Below are 25894 nucleotides of genomic sequence, written 5' to 3'. Positions count from 1 at the left end.
CTGCTCCCCAGCAGAGCCCCGACCCGCCGATGACCCATCCCCAGGGGTCTGACCCGGGCCCCACGCCCGGGAGCTCATGACTGCTCCGTAGTGGTGTGCACGGAAGCCTCGACCCAGGCACGCACATCCGCTTCGGCGTAGACGATGACCTTGCCGTGCTCGCCCGTCGGTTTCCGGTACTTCGGCCCAAGCCCCCGCTTCCGCAGGTCGAGCAATCCCGAGACAGAGAGCCCTGGCACAAGCTCGCAAACCTGCACTGGCGAGAGGTACACATGCTCGACCTGCTTCGCCCGCAGCGCGGTGACGTTGCTCATACCGCTACCGCCAGATCATCCGCGTCGACCTCGACGACCTCGACGACCTCACCGAGCGCGAGCCCGAACGCCTGAGCGATCACGATGACGGTGCGGAGCGTCGGCTCCTCCCCCGACTTCAGCCGCTGCAGGGTAGCTCGGCTGATGCCGATCATGCGGGCGAAAGCGTCATCGCTCTTGATGCCGGAGTTCGTCTTCAGCCGGTCGAGAAGGCCCGGTCGGATCTGCGCGGTCTGAGTGACCTGCGGTTCGTTTGCCTGAGTCATGAGGCAACTATCTAACGCATGAGTCAATGTGTCAACTGGACTACTCAAATGACTTGCGCATGACGCATCCGTGCCTCATTATTGAGTCGTGAATATCGCCATGAAGTGGGTAGACGAAGTCCGCGGAGCCGACTCGATCAGAGAGGTCGCGAGGCGTTCAGGGATCAACCAGGCCACACTCAACCGCCAGATCAACCTCGACGTCCTCAGCTTCGAGTCGGTGCGCGACATCTCCCGGGCATACGATCGGGTGCTCCTGGCCGACCTGGTCGCAACCGGCCACATCGCCCAGAGCGACATCGGGACCGACGACATCGCGAACGCCCTCTACGCGGCATCGGACGCCCAGCTCGTTGCGGCCGTCGCGATGCGTCTTGGCGTCGACCTCTCGATCTTCGACAAGCCGATCACCGAGGCCTTCTCCACCGCCTCGAACATCACCCACCTGCGCCCCAATGTCACCGGCATCGACCAGGATGACGACGACCGCGCAGTCGCGCGCCCCACCGACCCCGAGCCCACGGACGAGCAATGACCCCCATCGATGCGAGACTCCTCGACTTCGCAGACGCGATCGGCGTGACCATCGAGTACCGAGAGCTGCGCCACGGCCGCGACGGCCAGTACCTACACGACCGCCGCACGATCACCCTTCGCCCAGGTATGCACTCGCGCCTCCACCGGAGCGTCCTCGCGCATGAGCTCGGTCATGCCGCATGGGGCGACGTGCCGTCGCGGTTCGGCCCCGTGAACGCGAAACAGGAGCGGCGCGCCGAAGAGTGGGCCGCTCTGCGGCTCATCGACCCCGACGAGTACCGATACCTCGAGGCAGTGAACGAGGGCCGCGCTGGCGGGATCGCACTCGACCTCGGCGTGATGAAGAGCATCGTCATCGCCTACCAGGGTTTGCTTCAGCGCATCGGGGACACGACCTACATCGACGCCCGCATGGGCACAGGTCAGTGGGCGCATCGAGTCGAGGTCGCCTGAACGTGGCCGGAACAATCGAGCCGTACGACACGAGCAACGGGCGGCGGTACATGGTGCGGTACCGGAAGCCGGACAAGACCCAGACGAAGAAGCGTGGGTTCCGCACGAAGAAGGAAGCGGAGCTGTTCCTGGCCCGAGTGACGACCGCGAAGGCCGAGGGTGACTACATCGATCCTGCGCGCGGCCGCATCACCGTGGGCGATCTCGCTCCCTCCTGGCTCCGGCGGAAGAAGTCGCTGAAGCCGTCGTCATTCAAGTCGATCGAGACGTCATGGCGCGTCCACGTCGCCCCGAAGTGGGGCGGGCGCGGCGTCACGACGATCGAGGCGACCGAGGTGGAGCACTGGATTCAGGACATGCTCGAGGGCGTCGCTGAGTCGGCCCGCGAGCGACGGACCAAGAAGGACACGCAGCCGCTGTCCGCGACCGTCATTCTGCGCGCGCTCGGCGTGCTCGGGGGCATCCTGGACGATGCCCAGCGTGACCGTCGCATAGCGAAGAACCCTGCCCGCGGCGTGACGAACCTCCCGCGAAAGGCGTCGAAGAAGGATCGGCGGTACCTCACTGACGCGCAGGTCGCGCAGCTCGCCAGCGCCGTGAAGGATCCGCAGCTCGCGGTGCTGGTCCTCGTGCTGGCGTACACCGGCATCAGGTGGGGCGAAGCGATCGGCCTCCGGGTGAAGCACGTGAACTTCCTCCGACACCGCCTCCACATCCGGGAGAACGCCGTCCAGGTGAACTCCGAGATCCACGTCGGCGAACCGAAATCCTGGGAGCGACGCACCGTGCCGTTCCCCGTGTTCCTCACCCGAGCCCTCGAGGCTCTCACGGCCGGCAAGGGCCCAGGCGACCTCGTGTTCGCGAGCGCATCGGGCTCGCACCTTCTCCGGCCGCGCACCTCGGCGACCTCCGGCTCCTGGTTCGTCGCAGCCCAGCGCACCGCCGACATCCCGCTGCTCACCTTGCATGATCTGCGGCACACCGCAGCCTCGCTCGCGATCAGTGCCGGCGCGAACGTGAAGGTCGTGCAGAAGATGCTCGGGCACAAGTCCGCCGCGATGACCCTCGACACGTACGCTGACCTGTTCGACGACGATCTCGATAGCGTCGCCGAGCTGATGCACACGCGCGGCGTTCAGACGGCGACGGCTGCTCTTGCGCGGATCGGGCTCACGGCCTGAACGAAACGTGCCCATTCCGTGCCCACGGGGCGGTTGTCCACAGGTGCCCGGAACGCGAAAAAGCCCCCGTGTTCCCATACGAGAGTAGGGAACACGGGGGCTTCTTCAGTGACAACGGCTTGGTGGAGCTGGGGGGAATCGAACCCCCGTCCAACGCTGAGTCTCCACGCCTTCTCCGGGCGCAGTCTGTGGAAGCGTTCTGCTCGGCTCCGACCTTTGTCACAGACACCTAAGTCGACGAGCCCAGCCTGGGAAGAGTCCCACGAGACGTCCAGACGCCGTCACGCAGCAAGATTCCTAGATGACGCCAGGATCCGTATCGGAATCACATACGGTCTGACGGACTATCGGGCTCGCTTAGGCAGCGAGGGCGAAGTCGTTGCGCTTGGTTTCGGCAACTATTGTTTTGCAGAGAGCGTTTACGAGATAACTCTGCATCCTCGGCCCGCTTCTCGTGGATTCACAGGCGCTGTCGAAACCGATCAGCCCCGTGGTCCTTCTCTCGAAGGAGCCGCTGTCACGCTGTGGAATTGTCAGCCTCGGACGACGAACGCCCGAGCATCACAGACTACAACGTCTGCGCCTCCGCCGCCATTCCCCGCCGCCGTGCCCGTCGCGTAGAGTCGCCCCATGAGCGATGTGACAGTCACCGTCCGCGGCGAACACGAAGCCCGCCTGGCGCCGGAACGGGCGACCGTCCGCGTCTCGGTGCGCGCCGAGGGTCCGGAGCGCGCGACCGTCGTCGATCACGTCATGCGCCTGGCCGAGCCGGTCCGCAGCAGCATCGTGGGACGCGTGGACGCCGGCTCCGCCCTCGACTGGAGCAGCACGCGGCTCTCCGTGCGCGCCGAGCGCCCCTGGAACGCCGACGGCAAACGTCTCGCCCCGGTCTACTACGCGAGCATCGACCTCACCGCGACCTTCGCCGAGGCGTCGGAACTGTCTGTCTGGATCTCCGACATCTCCGCCTGGGATGGCGTCGAGGTCGGCGGTGTCGACTGGCACCTCACCCCTGAGACCCGCGTTCGCGTGGAACGAGAGGTCGCCACGCAGGCCGTCCATGTGGCCGTGACGAGAGCCGAGGCCTACGCCGCCGCGCTCGGCCTCGCTGAGGTGACGCCCCTGGAGATCGCCGACACCGGCCTGCTGTCCTCGGCACCTGCACCCGGCGCTCCGCTGGGGAAAGCACGCGGCGCCGTCGCCTTCGCGGCCGACTCCGCGCCGGCCATGGAGTACGAGCCGCAGGACATCGTCCTCACGGCGACCGTCGAGGCGCGCTTCCTCGCTCGCTGAGCCTCTGCCGTCAGTCGCTGACGACGTAGGGCGCGAGGTCGGCCGCGAGACGCTCGGACACGTGCGCGTGCACCGCGGTCCCTGCCTCCTGGTGCTCGACGGACAGCAGCATCCCGGTCTCGTGGATCGCCGCGACGAGGTCACCGCGGTCGTACGGGATCACGGCGTGGAGCTCGACGGCCGGTTTCGGCAGCGCCTCCTCGATCGCCGCGCGGAGCTCGACGATGCCCTCGCCGGACCGTGACGAGACGAAGTGCGCCTGCGGCTCCAGGCCGCGCAGCACGAGCCGCTCGTCCTCGGGGATGAGGTCGGCCTTGTTGAAGACGACGATCTCGGGCATGTCTCGCACGCCGACATCGCCCATCACGTCGCGCACCGTCTGCAGCTGGCCGGCCGGGTCGGGGTGCGAGCCGTCGACCACATGCAGCACGACGTCCGCGTCACCGACCTCCTCCAGCGTGGAGCGGAAGGCTTCGACGAGCTGATGCGGCAGGTTCCGCACGAATCCGACCGTGTCGGTGAGCGTGTACACGCGGCCGTCTTCGGTCTCGGACCGACGGACGGTCGCATCGAGGGTCGCGAACAGCGCGTTCTCCACGAGCACGCCCGCGCTCGTCAGCGCGTTGAGCAGACTCGACTTCCCGGCGTTCGTGTATCCGGCGATGGCGACGGAGGGGATGGTGTTGCGCTTGCGTTCGGCCCGCTTCGCCTCGCGCGCGGGCGCGAAGTCGCGGATCTGCTTGCGCAGGAGCGCCATCTTCGTCCGGATGCGTCGGCGGTCGAGCTCGATCTTCGTCTCACCGGGACCGCGCGAGCCCATGCCCGCGCCTCCGGCGCCGACCTGTCCACCGGCCTGTCGGCTCATCGACTCACCCCAACCGCGCAGGCGCGGCAGCAGGTACTCGAGCTGCGCGAGCTCGACCTGAGCCTTGCCCTCTCGGCTCTTGGCGTGCTGGCTGAAGATGTCAAGGATCACGGTGGTCCGGTCGATGACCTTGACCTTCACGACGTCTTCGAGCGCACGTCGCTGGCTGGGGGCCAGCTCGGTGTCGGCGATGACGGTGTCGGCGCCGACGGCGGCGACGATGTCCTTCAGCTCCTGCGCTTTGCCGCGTCCGAGGTAGGTGGCGGCGTCCGGGTGCGGACGGCGCTGCAGCACGCCGTCGAGCACGACGGCGCCGGCGGTCTCCGCAAGGGCGGCGAGCTCCCGCAACGAGTTCTCCGCGTCCTCCTGGGCCCCTTGCGGGTACACGCCGACGAGCACGACGTTCTCGAGGCGCAGCTGACGGTACTCGACCTCGGTGACGTCTTCGAGCTCCGTCGACAGACCGCCCACACGCCGCAGCGCGTGCCGATCCTCGAGGTCCCACTGGTCGCCGTCTGCCGTCGAGTGCGCGGCCGTCGCTTCGTCCTGGAGCGCCTGCGCGGCGCCGAACATCCGCACCTCCGAGCGCTTCTCTGCGTTCGCCAGCACGCGGTCGACCGTCTGGTCGTCGGTGGAGGGTGTCTTCGTCTCCGTCATCCGTTCCTGTCTCTGGTTTCCTCGCGAGCCTTAACCTTAGCCCGCGCCGTCCGGTACGCTCACCGTATGGGGTCCGACCACTACTTCACTGCGGCCCCGGCTAGCCCCGAGAACCTGCGCAAGATCCGCGTATCCCTGGCAGGACGTGAGCTCGAAGTGACCACCGCGGGTGGTGTCTTCAGCCCGGATCGACTCGACGCCGGCACCGCAGTGCTTCTCGCCAACATGCCTCCCGTTCCTCCCGGAGGTCATCTTCTCGACCTCGGCAGCGGGTGGGGTCCCATCTCCCTGTCGATGGCGCTGGCCGCACCGCACGCGACCGTCTGGGCGGTCGATGTGAATGAGCGGGCTCTGGACCTCGTGCGTCGCAACGCCGCAGCCCTCGGCCTCACCAATGTCAACGCCGCACTGCCCGAAGATGTTCCCGCCGACGTGACCTTCCGCACGATCCGATCCAATCCCCCGATCCGGGTGGGGAAGAACGAGCTGCACGGTCTGCTGGAGAAGTGGATCCCGAGGCTCGACGAGCGCAGCGATGCGTGGCTCGTCGTCCAGCGGAACCTCGGCGCCGACTCCCTGCAGCGCTGGATCGCGGCGACCTTCCAGCCCGGTTACAGCGTCTTCCGGACGGCGACCGGCAAGGGCTACCGCATCCTCAAGGTGCGCAAGCACGGAACACCGCCGACGGAGCCCATCGACATCGTCTGAGAGGTCCGCCCCGCGGCCTCAGACCAGGTCGACCTCACCCTGATAGACGAGCTGCGCAGGCCCGGACAGTGCGACGTGCTCCCCGTCTTCGGCGGGGAACATGCGGACGCCGAGCGTGCCGCCGGGAACCTCGACCTGCCAGTTGTCGGGGGCCTGAGCGCCGGCCCAGTAGCGCACAGCGAGAGCCGTGGCGGCGACGCCCGTCCCGCAGCTCAGCGTCTCGCCGACGCCGCGCTCGAAGACGCGCATCCGCACGTGCCCGATGCCGTCGCGCACGAGGGGCTCGCCGGGCACCACGAACTCGACGTTGGCTCCCGCGGGCGGGGCCGGCTCCAGCTCGGGCGTGCGGGTGAGTTCCAGCAGTCCGAGCTCGGCGTCCGAGGCCAGCGCCACCACGACGTGCGGGTTCCCGACGTCGATACCCAGTCCCGGACGGGTGACGGTCAGCCCGTCCGCGCGCACCAGCGGGTCGTCTCCCGACAGCTTCCACGCGCCGAGGTCGACCTGATAGCCGCTCACGCTGCGTGTGACGTCACGGACGCCCGCTCTGGTGCCGATCGGAAGCGTGCTGCCGGGCTCGATCGCCGCGAGACCCGAGCGGACGAGGTAGTGGGCGAAGACGCGGATCCCGTTGCCGCACATCTCGGCCACGGAACCGTCCGCGTTGCGGTAGTCCATGAACCACTCGGCATCCGGCTCTTCCGCCAGGGCCGTTGCACCCTCCGGGATCGCGGATGAGCGCACGACGCGCAGCACGCCGTCCGCGCCGATGCCGAAGTGACGATCGCAGAGCACGGCGATCTGCTCCGCCGTCAACTCCAGCTGCCCTTCGGGGTCGGCGATGATGATGAAGTCGTTGCCGGTACCGTGCCCCTTGGTGAATGCGACCATGGGACCAGTCTAGGGAGCCGACGCCCCTGCGCCCGGCCGTGCGACGCGATAGCGCCCGCAGAGGAAGCTGCGGTTGCGGGCCACCTCGATCAGTTCCAGATCGAGTCGCCGCGGCAACAGCGGGGCGCCGCTCCCGAGGGTCACCGGTGCGTACTGCACCCAGAACTCGTCCAGCAGCCCCGCGTCGGCGAACTGCCCGGCGAGGTCTCCCCCGCCGACCACCCACAGATCCTTGCCACCCGCCGCGTCGAGCATCGCGCTGTGGACGTCGAGGATGTCGGCACTCGTCACGCGGACATCAGCCCCCTCCGGCACCGCGAGATCACGATGCGACAGCACCCACGTGGGCTGCGTGTACGTCCAGCGGCCCTCCTCATGGCGCATGACCCACTCGAACGTGGATGCCCCCATCACCAGCGCGCCGATGCTCTTCTCAAAGCCGGGGTACGCCATCGGACCGTCCATGTCGATGTCCTGGCTCAGCAGCCAGTCCAGGGAATGCTCGGCAGTGGCGATGAAGCCGTCCAGGCTGGACGCGGTGAAGTAGTGAGTGGCCATACGCGCATGCTCGCACGGGCCGCCGACATCGCGGTCAGTCCCCCAGCAGGTCGGCGACGGCCACGGGTGGCGTCACCCACTCCAGCTCCGGGTAGCGCTTGAACCACGACACCTGCCGTCGTGCGTAGCGCCGCGTGAGTGCCTGCGTCTCGGCGATCGCCTCCTCGGCGGTGGAGCGTCCGTCCAGCTGTGCGAGCGCCTGCGCGTATCCGATCGCCCGCGGGGCTGTCGTCCCACGCTCCAGACCGCGGTCCCGCAGCCCGGCGACCTCTGCCACCAGGCCGTGCTCCCACATCCGACGCACGCGCGCATCGAGACGGGCGACGAGTTCGGCCCGATCCACCTGCAGGCCGATCAGACGCGTGTGCGGGTGCCAGAGCGTCGGGGTCGCCGGGAGAGCGGCACCATGCGTCGCGCTCCCCTGCTCGATGATCTCGAGCGCGCGGATCACGCGTCTCCCGTTGCGCGGGTCCACTCGGGCCGCGGCTTCCGGATCGCGCGCACGCAACCGCTGAAGCAGGGACTCGACGCCCTCGCGATCGAGCTCCTGCTCGAGACGCTCGCGGATGGCGGGGTCTCGGGGCGGGAAGTGGAACTCGTAGACGACGCTCGACACGTAGAGTCCGGATCCACCGACGAGGATCGCGTCTCCTCCCGCCGCGTGGATCCGCTGCACGGCGTTACGCGCGAGCGGCTGATACCAGGCCACGGCGGCGTCCTGCGTCACCTCTCGCACGTCGAAGAGGTGGTGCGGAATGCCGCGACGTTCGGCGACCGACAGCTTTGCGGTACCGATGTCCATGCCGCGGTAGAGCTGCATGGCGTCGGCGTTGACGATCTCCGCCGGGTTGCCGCGACGCCGGAGCTCCCCAGCGAGATCGAGCGCCAGATCGCTCTTCCCCGTGCCGGTCGCACCGACGACGGCCCAGAGCCGAGGCGCGGTCACACTCCGACGCGGAGGGTCGGCAGGCCGAGGGAGACGGCGCGCGGAGCGCCGTCGCTCGGTGCCGGCACGGCGCACGACTCGGCCTGTCCCCGATCCCACGCATCGCCACCACGCGTCCGGCGGATGCGGAGCGGGGCACCCGTCGGATCGTCGGCGAGGAGGTGGAACGGCGCGGCGTGCGTCACCGTCACCGTGACGACATCACCCGGCCGCGGCAGCTCCGACCCGGGAGTGACCTCGAAGTGCACGAGCCGGTTGTCCTGCGCCCGCCCGGTCAGGCGACGCGTCTCCGTGTCCTTCTTGCCTTCGCCCGTGGACACGAGAACCTCGACCTCCCGGCCGACCTGCTTCTGGTTCTCCTCGAGCGAGATGCGCTCCTGGAGCGCGATCAGCCGGTCGTAGCGGGCCTGCACGACGTCCTTGGGTACCTGGTCGGGCATCGTGGCCGCCGGGGTGCCTTCGCGGATCGAGTACTGGAACGTGAAGGCTCCGGAGAAGCGCGACTGTTCGACGACGCGCATCGTGTCCTCGAAGTCCTCCTCGGTCTCGCCGGGGAAGCCGACGATGATGTCGGTCGTGATGGCCGCGTGCGGGATGCGCTCGCGGACGCGGTCCAGGATGCCCAGGAAGCGCTCGCTGCGGTAGGAGCGGCGCATCGCCTTGAGGATCCGGTCGCTCCCGGACTGCAGCGGCATGTGGAGCTGCGGCATGACGGCGGGCGTCTCCGCCATCGCGTCGATCACGTCGTCCGTGAAGGCGGCGGGATGCGGGCTCGTGAAACGGATGCGCTCGAGTCCCTCGATCTCGCCGGCGGCGCGGAGGAGCTTGCCGAACGCCTGACGATCCCCGAACTCCACCCCGTACGAGTTCACGTTCTGCCCGAGGAGCGTCACCTCGATGGCGCCGTCCTCCACCAGCAGGCGGATCTCGTTGAGGATGTCGCCCGGCCGACGGTCCTTCTCCTTGCCCCGGAGGCTCGGGACGATGCAGAAGGTGCAGGTGTTGTTGCAGCCGACGGAGATCGACACCCAGCCGCTGTGCGCCGAGTCGCGCTTGGTGGGAAGCGTCGACGGGAAGACCTCGAGGGACTCGAGGATCTCGAGTTCGGCATCGCCGTTGTGGCGCGCGCGCTCCAGGAGACCGGGCAAGGACCCCATGTTGTGTGTGCCGAACACCACGTCGACCCAGGGAGCCTTGTCGAGCACGGCCTGCTTGTCCATCTGCGCGAGGCAGCCACCGACGGCGATCTGCATCCCGGCCTTACGTCGCTTGACGGCGGCCAGATGCCCGAGAGTGCCGTAGAGCTTCCCGGCGGCGTTGTCCCGGACGGCGCAGGTGTTGATGATCACCACGTCGGCCTCGGCTCCGGCCTCGGCACGGATGTAGCCGGCGCTCTCCAGGGATCCGGACAGACGCTCGGAGTCGTGGACGTTCATCTGGCAGCCGAAGGTGCGCACTTCGTAGGATCGCTGGCGCCCGTCATCGTCGACGGCCGCCGACGACGCGCTGATGATCGTCGGTTCACTGCGGGGGATAGTCATGATGCTCCCATTGTACGAGCGTCACCGAGAGCCGATCGCGTGCGGACCGTCAGTCGGAATCCACGAACCGGACGCCGGAGACACCACCGCCGAACGAGGCTTCCCGCAGTGCCGTCTTCGCCGCGTTCATGGCGACCGATCCCCCGTACCCGCGGCGCGACAGCTGCCCGACCAACCGTCGGAGCGCCGCGTCGGGGTCGAGGCGTCCCATCGAACGCGCTTTGGTCCGGGCGAACTCCAGTGCCCGCTCCGCATCGTCGTCGGGCAGCTCGTCGAGCGCGGCGTCGATGACCTCACGAGGAATGCCCCGCTGCGCGAGCGCTCGAGACAACGCGACCCTCCCCTGGCCCTTGCGTTCGACGCCGGACGTGACGAGGAGCTCGGCGAGCACGGCGTCGTCCAGGTATCCGCGCCGTACGAAGTCGTCGATCACGTCTTCGATGGCGTCCGTCGCGAGCCCGTGTCCTCTCAACACCAGCCGGGCCTCGGAGACGGACAGCGACCGCGTGCGGAGCTTCCGCACCAACGACTCCTCCGCCGTCACTCGGACCTCCGCCGCCGAGGGGCCGTTCTCCGCGCCCTCTCCCCCTCCGGTCGATCGGGACGTATCGCCGACGGCGCGCAACGTGGTCGTCTTCCCGCCCCGGGAAGCGGCCCGCGCCGCGGCACCCCGGGCGGGGTGCCGCGCGCTGGGAGAACCGTCGTCGACCGACGGGGACCCTGCCGACGAGGGCTCGTGCCACGTCGAGCGCCAGAGTCGCGCCGCGTCCGCGGTCGGCCCCGACCCCGCAGGCGGTGCGGATGACGAGTCCTCCGCACCGCCATCGGCCGGACGCTCCGCACGCGCGGGTCCGCCGAAAAGAGGGATGATGGGGGCGATCCGCTCGGAATCGCCCCCACGCTGGTCACTCATCAGGCCGGGCGACGCTCGGCCAGCTCATCAGAACCCGGAGCCGCGGCCGGGCCGCCGATACCGAGCTTCTGCTTGATCTGACTCTCGATCGCCAAGGCGATGTCGGCGTTGTTGAGCAGGAACGTCCGCGCGTTCTCCTTGCCCTGGCCCAGCTGATCGCCGTCGTAGGTGTACCACGATCCCGACTTCTTGACGATGCCGTGCTCGACGCCGAAGTCGATCAGGCTGCCCTCGCGGGAGATGCCGACGCCGTAGAGGATGTCGAACTCCGCCTGCTTGAAGGGCGGGGCCATCTTGTTCTTGACGATCTTGACGCGGGTGCGGTTACCCACAGCGTCCGTGCCGTCCTTGAGCGTCTCGATGCGGCGGATGTCCATACGCACGGAGGCGTAGAACTTCAGCGCCTTACCACCGGCCGTGGTCTCCGGGGAGCCGAAGAACACGCCGATCTTCTCGCGCAGCTGGTTGATGAAGATCATCGTCGTGTTCGTCTGGTTCAGACCACCGGTGAGCTTCCGCAGCGCCTGCGACATGAGGCGGGCCTGGAGGCCCACGTGGGAGTCACCCATCTCGCCCTCGATCTCCGCACGCGGCACCAGGGCCGCCACCGAGTCGACGACGATGAGGTCGATGGCACCGGAGCGCACGAGCATGTCGGCGATCTCGAGAGCCTGCTCACCCGTGTCGGGCTGCGAGACGAGAAGGGCATCGATGTCGACGCCGAGCTTCGCGGCGTAGTCGGGGTCGAGCGCGTGCTCCGCGTCGATGAATGCCGCGATACCGCCGGCCCGCTGGGCGTTGGCGATGGCGTGCAGCGTCAGCGTCGTCTTACCCGAGGACTCCGGGCCGTAGATCTCGACGATGCGGCCACGCGGCAGACCTCCCACGCCGAGGGCGACGTCGAGGGCGATGGAACCGGTGGGGATGACGGCCACAGGGGCACGCTCATCGCTGCCCAGTCGCATGACCGAGCCCTTTCCGAACTGGCGGTCGATCTGGGCGAGGGCAGTCTCGAGGGACTTCTCGCGGTCGGCGGGTGATGGCATGGTGTGCTCCTTCTGCGCGTGTGCTGCCGCCTGTAGGCTGTCGCGGCTCTTCCGGCGGAAGGAACTCTCCGACAAGGCGTATGGCTTTTCAGCCTGGACCTCACGGTACGGCGGACCTCCGACATTGCGTCGAGGAGCCACGGATCGTGGGGATCAGAACCGTCTGACCACTTGTGCAGAAGACTACGCCCGGTTCGAACAGATTTTCGACAACACGCCGGTCCGGCGTGTCGGACTTCCGCACACCCGGGAAGCCGCCGTCATCGACCGCGCGGCTCCAGACGCCCCACGCCGTGGCGACGGGATTCCGGGACATCCATGTCGGCGCAGAGCGCGAGCCAGATGTCGCGCGGAGGTACGCCGGCTTCGAGAGCCTCGAGTGCCGTTCGTCCCCCCATGCCGGAGAGCACGAGGTCGTTCACCAAAGAAGAGGCTCGGGCATGGAACTCGGCGTCGACGGCGCGCAGGAACTCACTGCGTCGCATAAGGGTGCTCTCCGAGTGTCAGCGGAGCGAGAGCTCGGGCTCCACGGACGCGACCAGGTCGTCCGGAACGACGTCCGGGAAGACCTGGATGCCTTCGAGCACCGAGATGCGGTCCCCGACCTCGCGCATGATCGTGGAGATGGGGACGTCGAGTGCCTCTGCCACCGAGGCGAGGATCTCGCTCGATGCCTCCTTCTGTCCGCGCTCGACCTCACTGAGGTAACCGAGAGCGACGGATGCCTTGCTCGCGACCTGCCGGAGCGTCCGCCCCTTCTGCAGACGGAAGTCCCTCAGTACGTCGCCGATCTCCTGTCGTACAAGAATCATCGGAACCTCCTCCGCAGTTCGTGAATCGAGGTCTCCCTCGAAGAGACGGCCAGTCTAGTCCTCCTGGCTTGCACAGAATCTACCCTTGCACTCTGTGGTTTGAATGTGAGCACATCCATATCAACATGACGCGGGGGGTCGCTATTCCCGCAGCGCAGCGGCCAGCACATCGAGGACCGCCGCGACCGTCTGTGCTCGCACCGCGTCGCGGTCCCCCTCGAAGTGGAACGGTCGGGTCCGACTCACCGTCGGGGTGACCACGCCGATGTGGACGGTCCCCACGGGCTGCCCATCCGGGGAGTCCGGACCCGCGATCCCCGTGGTGGACACCCCGACATCGCCGGGGAGACCATCCACCGCGACGGCGTCGCGCACTCCGGCAGCCATCTGCCGCGCTACCTCCGGGTGCACCGGCCCGTATCGCTCCAGCAGGTCGGTGTCGACGCCGAGCAGCGTGTGCTTGACGGGCGTGGCGTAGGCGACGACGCCGCCGAGGAGCACCGCGGAGGCGCCGGGAACCGCGACGAGCGCCGCGCACACCGCACCGCCGGTGAGCGACTCCGCCACACCCAGGGTCCAGCCTCGCTCACGCAGAGCGTCCAGAGCCTCGGCCGGCGTCGTGCCGCTCATCGGCTCTGACGCGCGCCGCGCACCTGCGCGACGATGTAGTCGATCCCGCTGACGACGGTGAGCACGAGCACGATGACCATGAGGACGGTCGTCACGACCGTCCACGGGGCGAGCCCGATGAACACGTGCAGCGGCAGGAGAGCCCAGCCGAGGGCGACGCCCTGGAAGGCCGTCTTGATCTTGCCCATCCAGGCGGCTGCGACAACGTGCTCGCTCGCGACGACCAGACGATGGATGGTGATCCCCCACTCGCGGACGAGGATGATCACGACGATCCACCAGGAGACCTCGCCCAGGATCGCCAACCCGACGAATCCGGCGCCGGTGAGGAGCTTGTCCGCGATCGGGTCCCAGAGCTTGCCGAAGTCGCTGACGATGTCGTAGCGACGTGCGAGGTAGCCGTCGACCCAGTCGGTCGAGATGGCGACGATGAAGAGGACGGCAGCGATCCAGCGCACGGTGAGATCGGCGAGGCCGTACGTCCCGCCGACGAGCAGGAGGACGAAGAACACCACGGCGAGCGGGATGCGCGCCACTGTGATGGCGTTGGGGAGCTGCCGAGGGATCGCCATCAGTCGCGTCCCGTCAGGCCCCAGGCGTCTTCGTCGCCCTCCGCTTCGACGACCGGCAGGCCGTCGTACTGCGCCTCCAACGGATCCCGTTCGGCCTGCGGCACCGCCGCGGCGGCGGGCGCAGCCGGAGCCGCCGGAGCCGACGGAACGTCTTCGCCGCGGAGCTTCGCCATGACCTGCGGCAACTGCTCGGGGGTCGCGAGCACATCGCGCGCCTTCGAGCCCTCCGAGGGGCCGACGACTTCACGGGACTCGAGGAGATCCATCAGGCGTCCGGCCTTGGCGAAGCCGACCCGCAGCTTGCGCTGCAGCATCGACGTGGATCCGAACTGCGAGGAGACGATGAGCTCGGCCGCCGCGAGCAGGAGCTCGAGGTCGTCGCCGATGTCCTCGTCGACCTCCTTCTTCTTCGCCGGCTCCATCGCCTCCTGGACGTCGGCACGGTACTCGGGACGCGCCTGACGCGTGACGTGCTTGACGACCGCGTCGATCTCCTTCTCGTCGACCCACGCACCCTGCAGTCGGAACGGCTTCGACGAGCCCATGGGCGAGAAGAGCGCGTCACCCTGGCCGATGAGCTTGTCGGCGCCGGGGCTGTCGAGGATCACGCGGCTGTCGGTGACGCTCGTGACCGCGAACGCGAGACGGGACGGCACGTTCGCCTTGATGAGGCCCGTGACGACGTCGACGCTCGGGCGCTGCGTGGCGAGCACCAGGTGGATACCGGAGGCGCGAGCGAGCTGCGTGATGCGGACGATCGAGTCCTCGACGTCGCGCGGGGCGACCATCATGAGGTCCGCGAGCTCGTCGACGACGACGAGGAGGTACGGGTACGGCTTGAGAACCCGTTCGCTGCCCGGGGGCACCTCCACCTCCCCCGCACGCACGGCGCGGTTGAAGTCGTCGATGTGGCGGAAGCCGAACGACGCGAGGTCGTCGTACCGCATGTCCATCTCCTTCACGACCCATTGCAGCGCCTCGGCGGCTTTCTTCGGGTTCGTGATGATGGGAGTGATCAGGTGCGGGACACCGGCGTAGCTCGTCAGCTCGACACGCTTCGGGTCGATGAGGACCATGCGCACGTCGGACGGGCGCGCCCGCATGAGGAGGCTCGTGATCATCGAGTTCACGAAGCTGGACTTTCCGGACCCCGTCGAGCCCGCCACCAGGAGGTGCGGCATCTTCGCGAGGTTGGCGACGACGAAGTTGCCGCCGACGTCCTTGCCGACGCCGATCGTGAGCGGGTGCGTGCTCTTCTGCGCGGCCGCGGAACGCAGCACGTCGCCGAGAGCGACCGTCTCGCGGTCGGTGTTCGGGATCTCGATGCCGATCGCGCTCTTGCCGGGGATCGGCGAGAGGATGCGGACGTCGTTGGAGGCGACCGCGTAGGCGAAGTTGTTGCTGAGCTGGAGGATCTTCTCGACCTTGACGCCGTGGCCGACCTCGACCTCGTACTGCGTGACCGTCGGACCACGGGAGAACCCGGTGACCTTGGCGTCGACCTTGAACTGGTCGAGGACGCTCGTGATCTGCTCGACGATGCGGTCGTTCGCCTCGGACCGCGCGACCGAGGGCGGACCCTCGGACAGCACGCCCGGCGACGGAAGGATGTACGGGGCCACCGGCGCCTGCGGGCCGCGGTCGCCCGGGCCCTCCGTGCCGAAGCCGTCGAGTCCGGGGAGCTCCGGCATCTCGCCGGTGTCGGACTCATCGTCCAGCAGCGCGGTCGTCTGCTGCTCCGCCAGCGCGTCGGTCACCGAGCGCACGTCGCTGAGCACTTCGGTCGCCGCGTCGTACGGGTTCGCCACCGTCACGGCCTGGTCGTACGCCGGGGTGGCCTCGGTCGTGGACAACAGCGCGGTGATGTCGTCCGAGGCGAGAGTCCCCTCGTCGGGGTCTTCCTCGCGACCGGTCTTGTTGCGCCGCCACCAGGGCAGGACGTCCGGATCGTCGACCTTGTCTGCCTCGTCGACCGCGTCCGCAGCGTCCTTCGCCGGCTTCTGCGGGCGCTCGGCGTCGAACATCCACGCGTAGAGGTCTCCCAGGCGCGCACCGATGCGGTTCGGCGGGGTCTTCGTGAGGATGAGGATGCTCAGGGCGGCGAGCAGCCCGAGGATGATGTAGGCCGGGATGTCGGTCAGGTACGTCAGGGGCTGCCCCACGAGCCATCCGAGCAGACCACCCGACTCGCTCAGCGCGGGCATGCCCTGATTCGGGTGGGGGCGAGGGCCGGCGACGTGGAAGATGCCCGCCAGAGCGAGCACGAACATCCCGAAGCCGATGCCGATGCGTCCGTTGTCGTGCACGGACGACGGGTGCCGGAAGAGCCATCCCGCCAGGAAGAGCAGCAGCACCGGCATGATGAAGGCCACCCGACCGACGAAGAGCCCCACCGAGTAGGCGCTGATGTTCGCCGCGACCTCGTTGCCGATGAAGAACCACTCGTTGACGGCGCCGAGCGCCGCCAGGATCACCAGCAGGAACGGGAAGCCGTCTCTGCGGTCGTCCTTCTGCAGCGTCTCCGGCCCGAAGGCCCGGAAGAGTCCGCCGACGCCGTGCGCGAGCCCGTTCCAGGCGCGCGCGGCGACGGGCGGCTTGTCCGCCTCGTCGATGTACTTCTTCGGAGCGGGCTGCGCCTTCGGAGCCGCCTGCCGCTTGGGGCGCGACGGGGCGCTCGTCGAGGCGCGCTCGGTCTTGGTGCTGCTCCTGGCCATGCCTCCACGGTACGACCCGAGACCGACATCTCCGCGTCACCACGCGGAAATCGACGATCACGGCGCGCGAGGGCGCGCCGTGATCCGAGGGTCAGGCCTCGATGACGAGAGGGACGATCATCGGACGACGACGCAGCTTCTGGTTCACCCAGCGGCCGATCGTGCGACGCACCACCTGCGACAGCGCGTGCGTGTCGCGCACGCCGTTGCCGGACGCCTCCTTCAGGGCGGCGACGATCTTCGGAGCGACGTCGTCGAAGACCGCGTCGTCCTCGGCCACACCGCGGGCATGGATCTCCGGACCGGAGATGATGCGCCCGGTGGCGGCGTCCACCACGACGATGACCGAGATGAACCCCTCCTCACCGAGGATGCGGCGGTCCTTGAGGTCGGCGTCGGTGATCTCGCCGACGGTCGAGCCGTCGACGTAGACGAACCCGAGGTCGAGCTGCCCGGCCACCCGGGCGACTCCGTCCTTCAGGTCGATCACGGTGCCGTTGGAGGCGATGATCGTGTTCTGCTCGGGGATCCCGGTGTCCTGGGCGAGCTTGGCGTTGGCGATCAGGTGCCGGTACTCCCCGTGGACAGGGAGGACGTTCTTCGGCTTGAGGATGTTGTAGCAGTAGAGCAGCTCGCCGGCCGCGGCGTGCCCCGACACGTGCACGCGCGCGTTGGCCTTGTGCACGACGTTGGCGCCCAGCTTCGTGAGCCCGTCGATGACGCGGTAGACGGCATTCTCGTTGCCCGGGATGAGGCTCGACGCCAGGATCACGGTGTCGCCCTCGCTCACCTCGATGGCGTGGTCCATGTTGGCCATCCGGCTCAGCACGGCCATCGGCTCGCCCTGCGAACCGGTCGACATGTAGACGATCTGCTCGTCCGGGAGGTCGCGTGCCTTCTTGAAGTCGATCAGCACGCCCGCCGGCACCTTGAGGTAGCCGAGCTGCTCCGCGATCGTCATGTTGCGGACCATGCTGCGGCCGAGGAAAGCCACCCGACGTCCGTGCGCGTGCGCGGCGTGGATGACCTGCTGCACGCGGTGCACGTGGCTGGAGAAGCTCGCGACGATCACGCGCCGCGGAGCCTTGCCGATGACCTGGTCGAGGACCGGGCCGATGGAGCGCTCCGTGGGCGTGAAGCCGGGGACGTCGGCGTTGGTGGAGTCGACGAGGAAGAGATCGACGCCCTCCTCCCCCAGGCGCGAGAACGCGCGCAGATCGGTGATGCGGCCGTCCAGGGGCAACTGGTCCATCTTGAAGTCGCCGGTGGCCAGAGCCATGCCGGCGGGGGTGCGGATCGCGACCGCCAGCGCGTCCGGGATGGAGTGGTTCACCGCGACGAACTCGAGGTCGAACGGTCCGACCTTCTCCTGCTGACCTTCCTTCACGGTCAAGGTGAAGGCCTTGATGCGGTGCTCCTTCAGCTTCGCCTCGACGAGGGCGAGCGTGAGTCCGGAGCCGATCAGCGGGATGTCGCTCTTCAGCCGCAGCAGGTACGGAACGGCCCCGATGTGGTCTTCGTGCCCGTGCGTCAGCACCACGCCCACGATGTCATCGAGACGATCGCGGATCGGCTCGAAGTCGGGGAGGATCAGGTCGACACCCGGCTGGTGCTCCTCCGGGAAGAGCACCCCGCAGTCCACGATCAGGATCTTGCCCGCGTACTCGAACACGGTCATGTTGCGACCGATCTCCCCCAGGCCGCCGATCGGGATGACCCGGAGCGTCCCTTCGTCGAGAGCGGACGGTTCGGCCAGGGGAATGGACATGCTGTCTCCTCAGTCGGACACTCCACGCGTCCGTTCGTTCATGGTGACGCGGCTCAGCGCGTCGTGCCGTGCACCTTCGGCAGGGCGCCGCCCGCGGCCGCGTTGCGGTCGGGCCGGAAGTTCGAGAAGTCCGCCCCCGGCACGCCGCTGACGAGATCGAGCTCGTCCTCGATGAGGGCGGCCTCCCACTCCTCCGGGCCGACGAGGGGAAGGCGGACACGCGGGCTGGAGATGCGACCCAACCCGTGCAGGATGTACTTCGCGGCGACCGTGCCGGGGACGTGCGTCATGACGGCCCGGACCAGCGGCTCCAGTCGCTTGTGCTCGGCCGTCGCGGTGGCGAGGTCGCCCCGGTTCACCGCATCGATGATGGTCCGGTACGGAGCGGCGGCGACGTTCGCCGTCACGCCGATGAGGCCGGTCGCCCCGATCGACAGATGCGGCAGCACGTTCGCGTCGTCACCGGAGAAGTACATGAGGTCGGTCTGGTTGAGCACACGGCTCACCTCGGAGAAGTCGCCCTTGGCGTCCTTCACCGCGAGGATGTTCGGGTGCTTCGCGAGCCGGAGGATCGTCTCGTACTTGATCGGGACACCGGTCCGCCCGGGGATGTCGTACAGGATGACCGGCAGGTCGGTCGCATCGGCGACGAGCCGGAAGTGCGTGAGGATACCCGCCTGCGTCGGCTTGTTGTAGTACGGCGTGACGATCATGATGCCGTCGGCACCGGCCTTCTCGCTGGCCTTGTACAGCTCGATGGCGTGCGCGGTCTCGTTCGATCCGCCGCCGGTGATGATCTTCGCGCGGCCTGCGGAGACGGACTTGCCGACCTCGACGAGCTTGAGCTTCTCCGGGTCCGTCAGGGTCGAGGTCTCGCCGGTCGTTCCCGTCACGACGATGCCGTCCGCGCCTGCGGTGATCACGTCATCGATGTGCTTCTCGACGGCGGGCCAGTCGACTTCGCCGTCGGCCGTCATCGGAGTGACGAGCGCGACGAGAACCTGTCCGAAGGGGTTGCCCGAGTGCGTCATGCGTCCAGCGTATCGGGTCGGATGCCGCTGCCGCGGACGCGTCCGCGTGCTACTGCTCCGTCGGCCGTAAGCTCGCACGATGGGTTGGATCACGCACGCCTCGCGCACGACCTACGAGAACGCCTGGATCCGCGTGCGTGAGGACGACGTCACCGGGCCGGGCGGCCCGGGCGTCTACGGCGTGATGACGGTCAAGAACCCCGCGGTGTTCATCGTCGCGATGGACGCCGAGGACCGGGTGTGCCTGGTGACCGTCGAGCGCTACACGGTGGGACCGTCCGTCGAGGTCCCCGCCGGCGGTACCGACGGCGAGGACCCGCGTGCCGCCGCGGAACGGGAGCTCCGGGAGGAGTCCGGGTACCGTGCGCACCGGTGGGAGCACCTCGGCAGCACGCACGCGCTCGACGGCATCGCGGAGGCCACGGAGCACGTCTTCCTGGCGCGGGAGATCGAGCGCATCGACGACGCGGCCGACAGCCGCGCGGAAGAGGGCATCGACACCGTCGAGTGGGTCGCGTTCGGGGACGTCCTCCGGATGATCGCCGACGGTCGGATCACCGACGGGGAGACGATCGCCGCGATCGCTCTCGCAGGGATCCGCCTCGGTCGATTCCGCTGACCGGAAGCGTCAGACCCGGCCCCGACGCGCGACAGCCGCAGTGAGGGATCGGGGCAGCACCTTCGTCACGGCGACGACGGCCTTGTAACGCAGCGAGGGGATGGACACGGCCTTACCGCGCGCCGCGTCGCGGAGCCCCTCGCGCACGACGTCTCGGGCATCGAGCCACAGGAACGGCGGCACGCCCTCCTCGCCCACCGCGAGACCCATCCGCTCGTGGAAGGACGTGTGCGTGAAACCGGGGCAGAGCGCCGTGACGCTCACGCCGTCCGGACCGTAGGCCGCGTTCGCCCATCGGCTGAAATCGATGAGCCAGGCCTTGCAGGCGGAGTACGTCGACCGCGAGATGAAACCGGCCACCGAGGCGACGTTGATGATCCGACCGCCCCGCCCCCGCATGGTCTGCAGGGCCGCGTGCATCAGGCGCATGGAGGCCTCGACGTGCACACGCAGATGCCGCACCTCGTCCTCGATGTCGTTGTCGGCGAACTGCAGCGGCAGCCCGAACCCGGCGTTGTTCACGAGCAGGTCGATCGGGTCGTCCCGATCACGGAGCCGAGCCGCGACGAGCTCGACGCCGGCCTCCTCGGACAGATCGGCCGGGAGCACCTCGACGGCCACTCCCCACTCGCCGCGCAACTCCGCCGCGAGAGCCGAGAGCGGTTCCTCCGAGCGGGCCACGAGCACGAGGTCGGCGCGTCGACGTGCCAGCTGACGGGCGAACTCGGCGCCCAGCCCCGCGCTGGCTCCGGTGATCAGTGCGGTGGGCATCAGCGCTCGTACCTCAGGAAGCGATACCGGACGCCGGTGCGGGACGTCTGCCAGTCCCCCTCGTCCACCACGCGCCACCCGGTCTTCGGCGGAGCGAACGTGTCGCCGTCGACCGTGAGGTCGAGCTCCGTGACCTCGAGCCGGTCGGCGTCGGCGATCACCTGACGGAAGATCTCCGCACCGCCGATGATCCACACCTTCTCCTGGCCGCGCACGGCCTCGGACACCGTGGCCGCACGGCGGGCGCCCTCCGCCGTCCAGTCCTGCTGTCGGGTCACGACGATGTTGTCGCGACCGGGCAGGGGACGGAATCTCTTGGGCAGCGAGTCCCAGGTCTTGCGCCCCATGACGACCGGCGCGCCCTGGGTGGTCTCCTTGAAGTGCGCCAGGTCCTCCGGCACGTACCAGGGCATGCCGCCCTCGGCGCCGATCACGCCTCCGGCGGCCTCCGCCCAGATGAGCCCCACCCAGGTCATACCGCCACCGCCGCCCTGATCGGTGCGTGGTGCTGGTAATCCTCGACGACGAAGTCGTCGAACCGATAGTCGAAGATCGAGTCCGGCTTCCGCGCGAACCGCAGCGTCGGATACGGGTAGGCCTCTCGTGTGAGCTGCTCGCGCACCTGCTCGACGTGGTTGTCGTAGACGTGGCAGTCCCCGCCGGTCCACACGAAGTCGCCCGGCTCCAGCCCCACCTGCTGCGCGATCATCATCGTCAGCAGCGCGTAGGAGGCGATGTTGAAGGGGACGCCGAGGAACATGTCCGCGCTGCGCTGGTAGAGCTGGCAGGAGAGCTTTCCGTCGGCGACGTAGAACTGGAACAGTGCGTGGCACGGTGCGAGGGCCATGTCCGGGATGTCCGCGGGATTCCAGGCGGAGACGAGGAGGCGCCGCGAGTCGGGTGAGCGCCGGATCTGCTCGATGACCTCGGTCAGCTGATCGATGCTGCCGCCGTCGGGAGTCGGCCAGGACCGCCACTGGACGCCGTACACCGGGCCGAGGTCGCCCTCCTCGTCCGCCCACTCGTCCCAGATCGAGACGCCGTTCTCCTGCAGCCAGCGGACGTTGGAGTCGCCGCGCAGGAACCAGAGCAGCTCGTACGCGATGGACTTGAAGTGCACGCGCTTCGTGGTGATGAGGGGGAAGCCCTGCGCGAGATCGAAGCGGATCTGTCGCCCGAACACGCTCGTGGTCCCGGTCCCGGTGCGATCGCTCTTGTGCGTGCCCGTCTCGAGCACGTCGCGGAGCAGGTCTTCGTACGGAGTCGGGACAGCGGCGCTCATGGTTGTCAGGATACCCGCCCCGCTCCCGGCGGGGGCGGTGGTCGTCACGCGATCCGCACGTCACGTACCGAAACATCGCGACGCTCCCGCGGCCGCGGATCTAGCCTCGAGGGATGTCCCCCGCGCTCGCTCTCGCCGCTCTGGCCGCGCTGCTGGTGCTCGCCACCGTGGTCGGGCTCGTGCTCCGCGGGAGAGAGGGCCGCCGCCGCGACGGCGGCGACCTGCGGTTCGATCCCGCTGATGCGGAGGGCGCGGCGCTGGGGGCCACGGCGACGCTCGTGCAGTTCAGCACGGAGACATGCGCCCGCTGCCCCCAGGTGCGTCGTCTTCTCGGCTCCTATGCGTCCGCGGACGCCGGCCTCGCGCACATCGAGATCGATCTCACGCACCGCCCGGATCTCTCGGCGCGCTACCGTGTGCTGCAGACACCGACCACCTTCGTGCTCGACACCACCGGGCGCGTCAGGGCCCGGTTCGCGGGCATACCCGCTCGGGAGAGCCTGACCCACGCCGTCGCCGCCGTCTCAGACCCCGTCTGGAGCAGATGATGACCCCTCCCCCCGGAATCGATCCGCGCGGGCCCCGCTTCGCCGCCGGGATCACCGCGCTCCTGCTCGCCATCGCGACGTTCCTGGCCCTCATCGGGATCTCCACCGCGCGGACCCCCGATCGCTGGTTCGCGCTCACGGCGTCGTCGGAGTTCGCGTTCATCGGAGGAGGCGGCTGGGCGGTCTCCGCCGCGGGGCCCGTCGCGCGCGTGCTCGACCCTGGCTTCCTCCTGGCCACGCTGATCGCGCTCCTGTTCCTCTGGGGCGTCGTCTCTCCCACCACCGCGCCCTGGGGCGTCCTCTACCGCCGCCTCGTCCGTCCGCGCCTCGCGCCGCCCGCAGAGCTGGAGGATCCCCGTCCCCCGCGGTTCGCCCAGGGCGTGGGTCTCGTCGTCGTGGGACTCGGCCTCCTGCTCCACCTCGCCGGGGTGCCGTGGGCCCTTCCGATCGCCACCGCCGCGGCGTTCCTCGCCGCCTTCCTCAACGCCGTGTTCGGACTGTGCCTCGGATGCCAGCTCTACCTCCTGCTGCAGCGCGTCGGGCTCACCGGACGACCGCGCCGCGCCGCCTGACGCCGGTTCCCGAAGGCCCGGTCGCTCGGTAGGCTGGCGACCAAGCGACGCCGCTCCCCCGGTGGCGTCAGAACCGGAGGAACCATGCCCGTCACCAGTGAAGCCGCCGCCACCTGGACCGGATCGCTCACGGAGGGTTCCGGCACGGTCGCCTTCTCCTCCTCACATCTGGGGACGTTCCCGATCGACTGGAAGTCCCGCAGCGAGGGCAGCGACACGACCACGACGCCGGAGGAGCTCATCGCCGCGGCCCATGCCTCCTGCTTCAGCATGGCGCTCTCGCACGCACTCGCCGAGAACGGCACCGCACCGGAGCGCGTCGACACCAGCGCCTCGGTCACCTTCAAGCCGGGCGTCGGCATCACCGGCAGCCACCTCAACGTCAACGCGACGGTGCCGGGTCTGACCGCGGAGAAGTTCCAGGAGATCGCCGAGGGGGCGAAGACCGGATGCCCGGTGTCCCAGGCTCTCGCGGGGATCGAGATCACGCTCGAGGCGACGCTCGCCTGAGCCGCGTGGACGTCAGGCGCGGGAGAGGCTGATCGCCTGTCGGATGCTCGCCCTGGCGTCCTTGCGGCGTCCCGCCGCATCCTGCACGACGCCGAGGCGATAGCGCGCCCGCCAGTCGGTCGGCGCCGCCTCCGCCTCCGCCGTGTAGCGCGCGACGAGCGCATCGGCATCCTTGCGGGCGATGCGTCCGCTGGGCGTGAGCTCGGTCTCCACGGGCGGCATGCCGCCCTCAGCGTCGAGCAGGCGCCCCAGCCGGTCGGCGCCGAAGCCGAAGAGCATCTCGCGCACCAGCGCCCACCCGCCCACGGGTGCGAGCACGAGGAGCGTGATGCCCATCCCGATGGAGACCGGCGTCCCCACGGCGAGGAACATGACGGCGAGCCAGCCGGCCACGACGAGGTAGAGCAGGAGGGCCGCGGCCATCAGCCCGACCCCGATCCGGGACATCACGAGCGGATGCCGATGTCGAGCATGTTCTCCAGGCCCACCACGACGCCGGTGGCGGTGGCCGTATAGGGCACGGCCAGGCGGATCCCCGGCGCATACGCCAGGGCCGGGTCGGTGGTGTCATGCGTGAAGGTCAGCGACTCCCCCGGTCCGGAGAGGATCACCTCCTGCTTGGCGATCACCCCGGGACGGCGGAGCGAGTGGATGGGCACGCTGCCCACCTGCTGTCCCCGCGCGCGCTGGTCTGCATGCGGCGCACTCACCGGACCCTGGGTCGCACGCGCGGCGGCGATGAGCTCCGCCGTGCGGACGGCTGTCCCGCTGGGCGAGTCCACCTTCGTATCGCGGTGCGCCTCGACGATCTCCGCCGAGCCGAAGTAGGGCGCGGCGGCCGCCGCGAGGGCCGAGCCGAGAACGGAGCCGAGGGAGAAGTTCGGGATGAACACCGCTCCGGTGTCGGCGGCCTCGACGAGCGGACGGACGAGGGCGATCCGCTCCGCCGACCAGCCGGAGGTGGCGACGAGGACGTTCAGCCCGTGCTCCACGGCCGTGCGCACCACGTCGATGCTGACCTGCGGCGTGGAGGCGTCGATCACGAGGTCGGCGCCTGCGAGCTCCGAGAGGTCACTCGCCGACGTCAGGACGCGGCTCACCTCGAAGCCGTCCAGCTCAGCGATCACGGCGCCGATGATCGTTCCGAGCTTTCCGGTCCCGCCGACGAGGGCTACCTTCGTGGTCATACGTCCAGTCTATTTCCGGGCGTCGGCCGGGGGACGCGGCGCGCGGAGGCGTCGATCAGACCAGCAGCGCGTCCGGGATCCCCGTCCGCAGCTCCATCGGTAGATGGCCGGTGTCGTTGTGCGTGAGCAGGGTCCACGGCCGTCCCTGCTTCTGTGCGATCACCGTCAACCCGCAGTGCGACTGGTTCAGGGTCATCCAGCGCCAGTCCGGTGCGGCGAGGACCTCACGCACGAACCACGAGATCACGAAGTTGTGGGTGATGAGCACCTCGTGCACGTCGCCGGTCTTCCGCACGAGGAACTCGTTGACGGCATCCGACATCTGCGCGCGGCCCGCCTCGATCTCCGCCTCGGTCACGGAGCCGAAGAAGGGCTCGAACACCGCCGGCGTCTCCTCCGTCATCCCCGTCGGCACGCAGTCGAAGAGCAGAGCGGAGGGCTCCGGATCCACGGACGGGAGTCGGCCGGCGATCGCTCTCGCCGTCTCCGCGGCCCTCAGGAGCGGCGAGTGCCAGACGGCGTCGAGCGGGAGGCCGGACAGGCGGTCCGCGATGAGCTCCGCCTGCCGCTGACCGCGCGGGGAGAGCGGTCCGTCGGCGAGGCCGTGCTCGGCATCCTGATGTTCACCGTGTCTGACCAGATATATGTAGTGCGTCACAACTCGCTCGCTCGCCTCATCGCCAGCATCCGCCGGTCTTCCTCTTCCACC

31 protein-coding genes and 1 other RNA gene are annotated in these 25894 nt (G+C 68.9%); 9 read left to right on the top strand and 23 right to left on the bottom strand.

Annotation, left to right across the window (positions count from 1 at the left end; genetic code table 11):
- Positions 1 to 74 precede the first annotated feature (74 nt).
- Together BLU02_RS17140 and BLU02_RS17135 are read right to left on the bottom strand one after the other, a co-directional pair.
- Positions 75 to 314 carry a helix-turn-helix transcriptional regulator gene (locus BLU02_RS17140; protein WP_060921059.1) on the bottom strand — a complete coding sequence of 80 codons (240 nt, stop codon included), beginning with the start codon at positions 312 to 314 and terminating at the stop codon, positions 75 to 77.
- Entirely contained in the window at positions 311 to 580 is a 270-nt protein-coding gene (locus BLU02_RS17135) for a helix-turn-helix domain-containing protein (protein WP_060921060.1), read from the bottom strand. Before BLU02_RS17135 ends, BLU02_RS17140 begins: the two co-directional genes overlap by 4 nt.
- Before the next feature lie 100 nt (positions 581 to 680).
- On the opposite strand from BLU02_RS17135, the gene BLU02_RS17130 reads away from it, so the two are divergent.
- From BLU02_RS17130 to BLU02_RS17120, 3 genes are read left to right on the top strand one after another with little or no spacing between them, the layout of a single operon-like run.
- Entirely contained in the window at positions 681 to 1115 is a 435-nt protein-coding gene (locus BLU02_RS17130) for a hypothetical protein (protein WP_231919608.1), read from the top strand.
- Positions 1112 to 1570, top strand: coding sequence for an ImmA/IrrE family metallo-endopeptidase (locus BLU02_RS17125; protein WP_060921062.1), 459 nt, complete (start codon positions 1112 to 1114; stop codon positions 1568 to 1570). The genes BLU02_RS17130 and BLU02_RS17125 overlap by 4 nt, the downstream gene beginning before the upstream one ends.
- Before the next feature lie 2 nt (positions 1571 to 1572).
- Positions 1573 to 2751, top strand: coding sequence for a site-specific integrase (locus BLU02_RS17120; RefSeq protein WP_082749916.1), 1179 nt, complete (start codon positions 1573 to 1575; stop codon positions 2749 to 2751).
- A gap of 120 nt (positions 2752 to 2871) precedes the next feature.
- Here the strand turns inward: BLU02_RS17120 and ssrA are convergent.
- Positions 2872 to 3241, bottom strand: a transfer-messenger RNA (tmRNA) gene (gene ssrA / locus BLU02_RS17115).
- Positions 3242 to 3381: 140 nt separating this feature from the next.
- Between ssrA and BLU02_RS17110 the strand changes: the two genes are divergently transcribed.
- Positions 3382 to 4044, top strand: a complete 663-nt coding sequence (locus BLU02_RS17110; RefSeq protein WP_060921063.1) for an SIMPL domain-containing protein — start codon at positions 3382 to 3384, stop codon at positions 4042 to 4044.
- Positions 4045 to 4054: 10 nt separating this feature from the next.
- On the opposite strand, the gene hflX is transcribed toward BLU02_RS17110, so the two are convergent.
- Positions 4055 to 5566 (bottom strand): GTPase HflX, encoded by a 1512-nt coding sequence (hflX, locus tag BLU02_RS17105; RefSeq protein WP_060921064.1) that lies wholly within the window; start codon positions 5564 to 5566, stop codon positions 4055 to 4057.
- Between the two features lie 66 nt (positions 5567 to 5632).
- Between hflX and BLU02_RS17100 the strand changes: the two genes are divergently transcribed.
- A complete protein-coding gene (locus tag BLU02_RS17100; RefSeq protein ID WP_060921065.1) occupies positions 5633 to 6274 on the top strand; it encodes a class I SAM-dependent methyltransferase in 642 nt (213 codons plus the stop codon).
- Positions 6275 to 6292: 18 nt separating this feature from the next.
- Here the strand turns inward: BLU02_RS17100 and dapF are convergent, their stop codons facing one another.
- The 13 genes from dapF to dapA form a co-directional block, all read right to left on the bottom strand.
- The gene (dapF, locus tag BLU02_RS17095; protein WP_060921066.1) at positions 6293 to 7165 is read right to left on the bottom strand and encodes a diaminopimelate epimerase; all 873 of its coding nucleotides are present in this window, start codon (positions 7163 to 7165) and stop codon (positions 6293 to 6295) included.
- Between the two features lie 9 nt (positions 7166 to 7174).
- Positions 7175 to 7723, bottom strand: a complete 549-nt coding sequence (locus BLU02_RS17090) for a dihydrofolate reductase family protein (RefSeq protein WP_060921067.1) — start codon at positions 7721 to 7723, stop codon at positions 7175 to 7177.
- A gap of 34 nt (positions 7724 to 7757) precedes the next feature.
- Positions 7758 to 8669, bottom strand: a complete 912-nt coding sequence (miaA, locus tag BLU02_RS17085; RefSeq protein WP_060921068.1) for a tRNA (adenosine(37)-N6)-dimethylallyltransferase MiaA — start codon at positions 8667 to 8669, stop codon at positions 7758 to 7760.
- On the bottom strand, positions 8666 to 10210 hold the full coding sequence (miaB, locus tag BLU02_RS17080; protein ID WP_060921069.1) for a tRNA (N6-isopentenyl adenosine(37)-C2)-methylthiotransferase MiaB: 1545 nt from the start codon (positions 10208 to 10210) through the stop codon (positions 8666 to 8668). Before miaB ends, miaA begins: the two co-directional genes overlap by 4 nt.
- 49 nt (positions 10211 to 10259) lie before the next feature.
- Positions 10260 to 10733 (bottom strand): regulatory protein RecX, encoded by a 474-nt coding sequence (locus tag BLU02_RS17830; RefSeq protein WP_231919607.1) that lies wholly within the window; start codon positions 10731 to 10733, stop codon positions 10260 to 10262.
- Between the two features lie 389 nt (positions 10734 to 11122).
- Positions 11123 to 12169, bottom strand: a complete 1047-nt coding sequence (gene recA / locus BLU02_RS17070) for a recombinase RecA (protein WP_060921071.1) — start codon at positions 12167 to 12169, stop codon at positions 11123 to 11125.
- Positions 12170 to 12429: 260 nt separating this feature from the next.
- Positions 12430 to 12654 (bottom strand): DUF3046 domain-containing protein, encoded by a 225-nt coding sequence (locus BLU02_RS17065; RefSeq protein ID WP_060921072.1) that lies wholly within the window; start codon positions 12652 to 12654, stop codon positions 12430 to 12432.
- An 18-nt stretch (positions 12655 to 12672) separates the two neighbouring features.
- Positions 12673 to 12981, bottom strand: coding sequence for a helix-turn-helix domain-containing protein (locus BLU02_RS17060; protein WP_025103227.1), 309 nt, complete (start codon positions 12979 to 12981; stop codon positions 12673 to 12675).
- A 141-nt stretch (positions 12982 to 13122) separates the two neighbouring features.
- Entirely contained in the window at positions 13123 to 13611 is a 489-nt protein-coding gene (locus BLU02_RS17055) for a CinA family protein (protein WP_060921073.1), read from the bottom strand.
- Entirely contained in the window at positions 13608 to 14183 is a 576-nt protein-coding gene (gene pgsA / locus BLU02_RS17050) for a CDP-diacylglycerol--glycerol-3-phosphate 3-phosphatidyltransferase (RefSeq protein WP_060921074.1), read from the bottom strand. Before pgsA ends, BLU02_RS17055 begins: the two co-directional genes overlap by 4 nt.
- Positions 14183 to 16897, bottom strand: a complete 2715-nt coding sequence (locus BLU02_RS17045; RefSeq protein WP_060921075.1) for an FtsK/SpoIIIE family DNA translocase — start codon at positions 16895 to 16897, stop codon at positions 14183 to 14185. Before BLU02_RS17045 ends, pgsA begins: the two co-directional genes overlap by 1 nt.
- Positions 16898 to 16988: 91 nt before the next feature.
- Positions 16989 to 18665, bottom strand: a complete 1677-nt coding sequence (locus BLU02_RS17040; RefSeq protein ID WP_060921076.1) for a ribonuclease J — start codon at positions 18663 to 18665, stop codon at positions 16989 to 16991.
- A gap of 53 nt (positions 18666 to 18718) precedes the next feature.
- Positions 18719 to 19696, bottom strand: coding sequence for a 4-hydroxy-tetrahydrodipicolinate synthase (gene dapA, locus BLU02_RS17035; protein ID WP_025103222.1), 978 nt, complete (start codon positions 19694 to 19696; stop codon positions 18719 to 18721).
- A gap of 79 nt (positions 19697 to 19775) precedes the next feature.
- On the opposite strand from dapA, the gene BLU02_RS17030 reads away from it, so the two are divergent.
- Positions 19776 to 20315: an NUDIX domain-containing protein gene (locus tag BLU02_RS17030; protein WP_060921077.1), complete on the top strand. Its 540-nt coding sequence runs from the start codon at positions 19776 to 19778 to the stop codon at positions 20313 to 20315.
- Between the two features lie 9 nt (positions 20316 to 20324).
- Here BLU02_RS17030 and BLU02_RS17025 read toward each other — a convergent pair whose 3' ends face one another.
- Genes BLU02_RS17025 through BLU02_RS17015 form a run of 3 tightly spaced genes read right to left on the bottom strand, consistent with a single transcriptional unit; the run spans position 20325 to position 22368 of the window.
- Complete coding sequence (locus BLU02_RS17025; protein WP_060921078.1) at positions 20325 to 21086, bottom strand: SDR family NAD(P)-dependent oxidoreductase; 762 nt, start codon at positions 21084 to 21086, stop codon at positions 20325 to 20327.
- The gene (locus tag BLU02_RS17020; protein WP_060921079.1) at positions 21086 to 21562 is read right to left on the bottom strand and encodes a dihydrofolate reductase; all 477 of its coding nucleotides are present in this window, start codon (positions 21560 to 21562) and stop codon (positions 21086 to 21088) included. The genes BLU02_RS17025 and BLU02_RS17020 overlap by 1 nt, the downstream gene beginning before the upstream one ends.
- The gene (locus BLU02_RS17015; protein WP_060921080.1) at positions 21559 to 22368 is read right to left on the bottom strand and encodes a thymidylate synthase; all 810 of its coding nucleotides are present in this window, start codon (positions 22366 to 22368) and stop codon (positions 21559 to 21561) included. The genes BLU02_RS17020 and BLU02_RS17015 overlap by 4 nt, the downstream gene beginning before the upstream one ends.
- A gap of 113 nt (positions 22369 to 22481) precedes the next feature.
- Between BLU02_RS17015 and BLU02_RS17010 the strand changes: the two genes are divergently transcribed.
- The 3 genes from BLU02_RS17010 (at position 22482) to BLU02_RS17000 (ending at position 23998) form a co-directional block, all read left to right on the top strand.
- Positions 22482 to 22916, top strand: a complete 435-nt coding sequence (locus BLU02_RS17010) for a TlpA family protein disulfide reductase (protein ID WP_060921081.1) — start codon at positions 22482 to 22484, stop codon at positions 22914 to 22916.
- Positions 22916 to 23488, top strand: a complete 573-nt coding sequence (locus BLU02_RS17005; protein ID WP_060921082.1) for a DUF4395 domain-containing protein — start codon at positions 22916 to 22918, stop codon at positions 23486 to 23488. Before BLU02_RS17010 ends, BLU02_RS17005 begins: the two co-directional genes overlap by 1 nt.
- 84 nt (positions 23489 to 23572) lie before the next feature.
- Entirely contained in the window at positions 23573 to 23998 is a 426-nt protein-coding gene (locus BLU02_RS17000; protein ID WP_060921083.1) for an OsmC family peroxiredoxin, read from the top strand.
- A gap of 12 nt (positions 23999 to 24010) precedes the next feature.
- Here BLU02_RS17000 and BLU02_RS16995 read toward each other — a convergent pair whose 3' ends face one another.
- The 3 genes from BLU02_RS16995 to BLU02_RS16985 are packed head-to-tail and all read right to left on the bottom strand — an operon-like array spanning position 24011 to position 25843.
- Entirely contained in the window at positions 24011 to 24445 is a 435-nt protein-coding gene (locus BLU02_RS16995; RefSeq protein ID WP_082749918.1) for a tetratricopeptide repeat protein, read from the bottom strand.
- Positions 24445 to 25185, bottom strand: coding sequence for a 4-hydroxy-tetrahydrodipicolinate reductase (gene dapB / locus BLU02_RS16990; protein ID WP_060921085.1), 741 nt, complete (start codon positions 25183 to 25185; stop codon positions 24445 to 24447). Before dapB ends, BLU02_RS16995 begins: the two co-directional genes overlap by 1 nt.
- Before the next feature lie 55 nt (positions 25186 to 25240).
- Positions 25241 to 25843 carry a histidine phosphatase family protein gene (locus tag BLU02_RS16985; protein ID WP_025103212.1) on the bottom strand — a complete coding sequence of 201 codons (603 nt, stop codon included), beginning with the start codon at positions 25841 to 25843 and terminating at the stop codon, positions 25241 to 25243.
- Positions 25844 to 25894: the final 51 nt, after the last annotated feature.

Origin of the sequence: Microbacterium paraoxydans (assembly GCF_900105335.1) — a bacterium.
Lineage (GTDB): Bacteria > Actinomycetota > Actinomycetes > Actinomycetales > Microbacteriaceae > Microbacterium > Microbacterium paraoxydans.
This window is presented reverse-complemented; position numbering and strand designations above follow the sequence as displayed.

Excerpts from the sequence above, each read along its gene's own strand:
- BLU02_RS17140 (WP_060921059.1), bottom strand. The coding sequence starts at position 314 with ATGAGCAACGTCACCGCGCTGCGGGCGAAGCAGGTCGAGCATGTGTAC.
- BLU02_RS17135 (WP_060921060.1), bottom strand. The coding sequence starts at position 580 with ATGACTCAGGCAAACGAACCGCAGGTCACTCAGACCGCGCAGATCCGA.
- BLU02_RS17130 (WP_231919608.1), top strand. The coding sequence starts at position 681 with ATGAAGTGGGTAGACGAAGTCCGCGGAGCCGACTCGATCAGAGAGGTC.
- BLU02_RS17125 (WP_060921062.1), top strand. The coding sequence starts at position 1,112 with ATGACCCCCATCGATGCGAGACTCCTCGACTTCGCAGACGCGATCGGC.
- BLU02_RS17110 (WP_060921063.1), top strand. The coding sequence starts at position 3,382 with ATGAGCGATGTGACAGTCACCGTCCGCGGCGAACACGAAGCCCGCCTG.
- hflX (WP_060921064.1), bottom strand. The coding sequence starts at position 5,566 with ATGACGGAGACGAAGACACCCTCCACCGACGACCAGACGGTCGACCGC.
- BLU02_RS17100 (WP_060921065.1), top strand. The coding sequence starts at position 5,633 with ATGGGGTCCGACCACTACTTCACTGCGGCCCCGGCTAGCCCCGAGAAC.
- dapF (WP_060921066.1), bottom strand. The coding sequence starts at position 7,165 with ATGGTCGCATTCACCAAGGGGCACGGTACCGGCAACGACTTCATCATC.
- BLU02_RS17090 (WP_060921067.1), bottom strand. The coding sequence starts at position 7,723 with ATGGCCACTCACTACTTCACCGCGTCCAGCCTGGACGGCTTCATCGCC.
- miaB (WP_060921069.1), bottom strand. The coding sequence starts at position 10,210 with ATGACTATCCCCCGCAGTGAACCGACGATCATCAGCGCGTCGTCGGCG.
- recA (WP_060921071.1), bottom strand. The coding sequence starts at position 12,169 with ATGCCATCACCCGCCGACCGCGAGAAGTCCCTCGAGACTGCCCTCGCC.
- BLU02_RS17065 (WP_060921072.1), bottom strand. The coding sequence starts at position 12,654 with ATGCGACGCAGTGAGTTCCTGCGCGCCGTCGACGCCGAGTTCCATGCC.
- BLU02_RS17060 (WP_025103227.1), bottom strand. The coding sequence starts at position 12,981 with ATGATTCTTGTACGACAGGAGATCGGCGACGTACTGAGGGACTTCCGT.
- BLU02_RS17055 (WP_060921073.1), bottom strand. The coding sequence starts at position 13,611 with ATGAGCGGCACGACGCCGGCCGAGGCTCTGGACGCTCTGCGTGAGCGA.
- pgsA (WP_060921074.1), bottom strand. The coding sequence starts at position 14,183 with ATGGCGATCCCTCGGCAGCTCCCCAACGCCATCACAGTGGCGCGCATC.
- BLU02_RS17045 (WP_060921075.1), bottom strand. The coding sequence starts at position 16,897 with ATGGCCAGGAGCAGCACCAAGACCGAGCGCGCCTCGACGAGCGCCCCG.
- BLU02_RS17040 (WP_060921076.1), bottom strand. The coding sequence starts at position 18,665 with ATGTCCATTCCCCTGGCCGAACCGTCCGCTCTCGACGAAGGGACGCTC.
- dapA (WP_025103222.1), bottom strand. The coding sequence starts at position 19,696 with ATGACGCACTCGGGCAACCCCTTCGGACAGGTTCTCGTCGCGCTCGTC.
- BLU02_RS17030 (WP_060921077.1), top strand. The coding sequence starts at position 19,776 with ATGGGTTGGATCACGCACGCCTCGCGCACGACCTACGAGAACGCCTGG.
- BLU02_RS17025 (WP_060921078.1), bottom strand. The coding sequence starts at position 21,086 with ATGCCCACCGCACTGATCACCGGAGCCAGCGCGGGGCTGGGCGCCGAG.
- BLU02_RS17020 (WP_060921079.1), bottom strand. The coding sequence starts at position 21,562 with ATGACCTGGGTGGGGCTCATCTGGGCGGAGGCCGCCGGAGGCGTGATC.
- BLU02_RS17015 (WP_060921080.1), bottom strand. The coding sequence starts at position 22,368 with ATGAGCGCCGCTGTCCCGACTCCGTACGAAGACCTGCTCCGCGACGTG.
- BLU02_RS17010 (WP_060921081.1), top strand. The coding sequence starts at position 22,482 with ATGTCCCCCGCGCTCGCTCTCGCCGCTCTGGCCGCGCTGCTGGTGCTC.
- BLU02_RS17005 (WP_060921082.1), top strand. The coding sequence starts at position 22,916 with ATGACCCCTCCCCCCGGAATCGATCCGCGCGGGCCCCGCTTCGCCGCC.
- BLU02_RS17000 (WP_060921083.1), top strand. The coding sequence starts at position 23,573 with ATGCCCGTCACCAGTGAAGCCGCCGCCACCTGGACCGGATCGCTCACG.
- BLU02_RS16995 (WP_082749918.1), bottom strand. The coding sequence starts at position 24,445 with ATGTCCCGGATCGGGGTCGGGCTGATGGCCGCGGCCCTCCTGCTCTAC.
- dapB (WP_060921085.1), bottom strand. The coding sequence starts at position 25,185 with ATGACCACGAAGGTAGCCCTCGTCGGCGGGACCGGAAAGCTCGGAACG.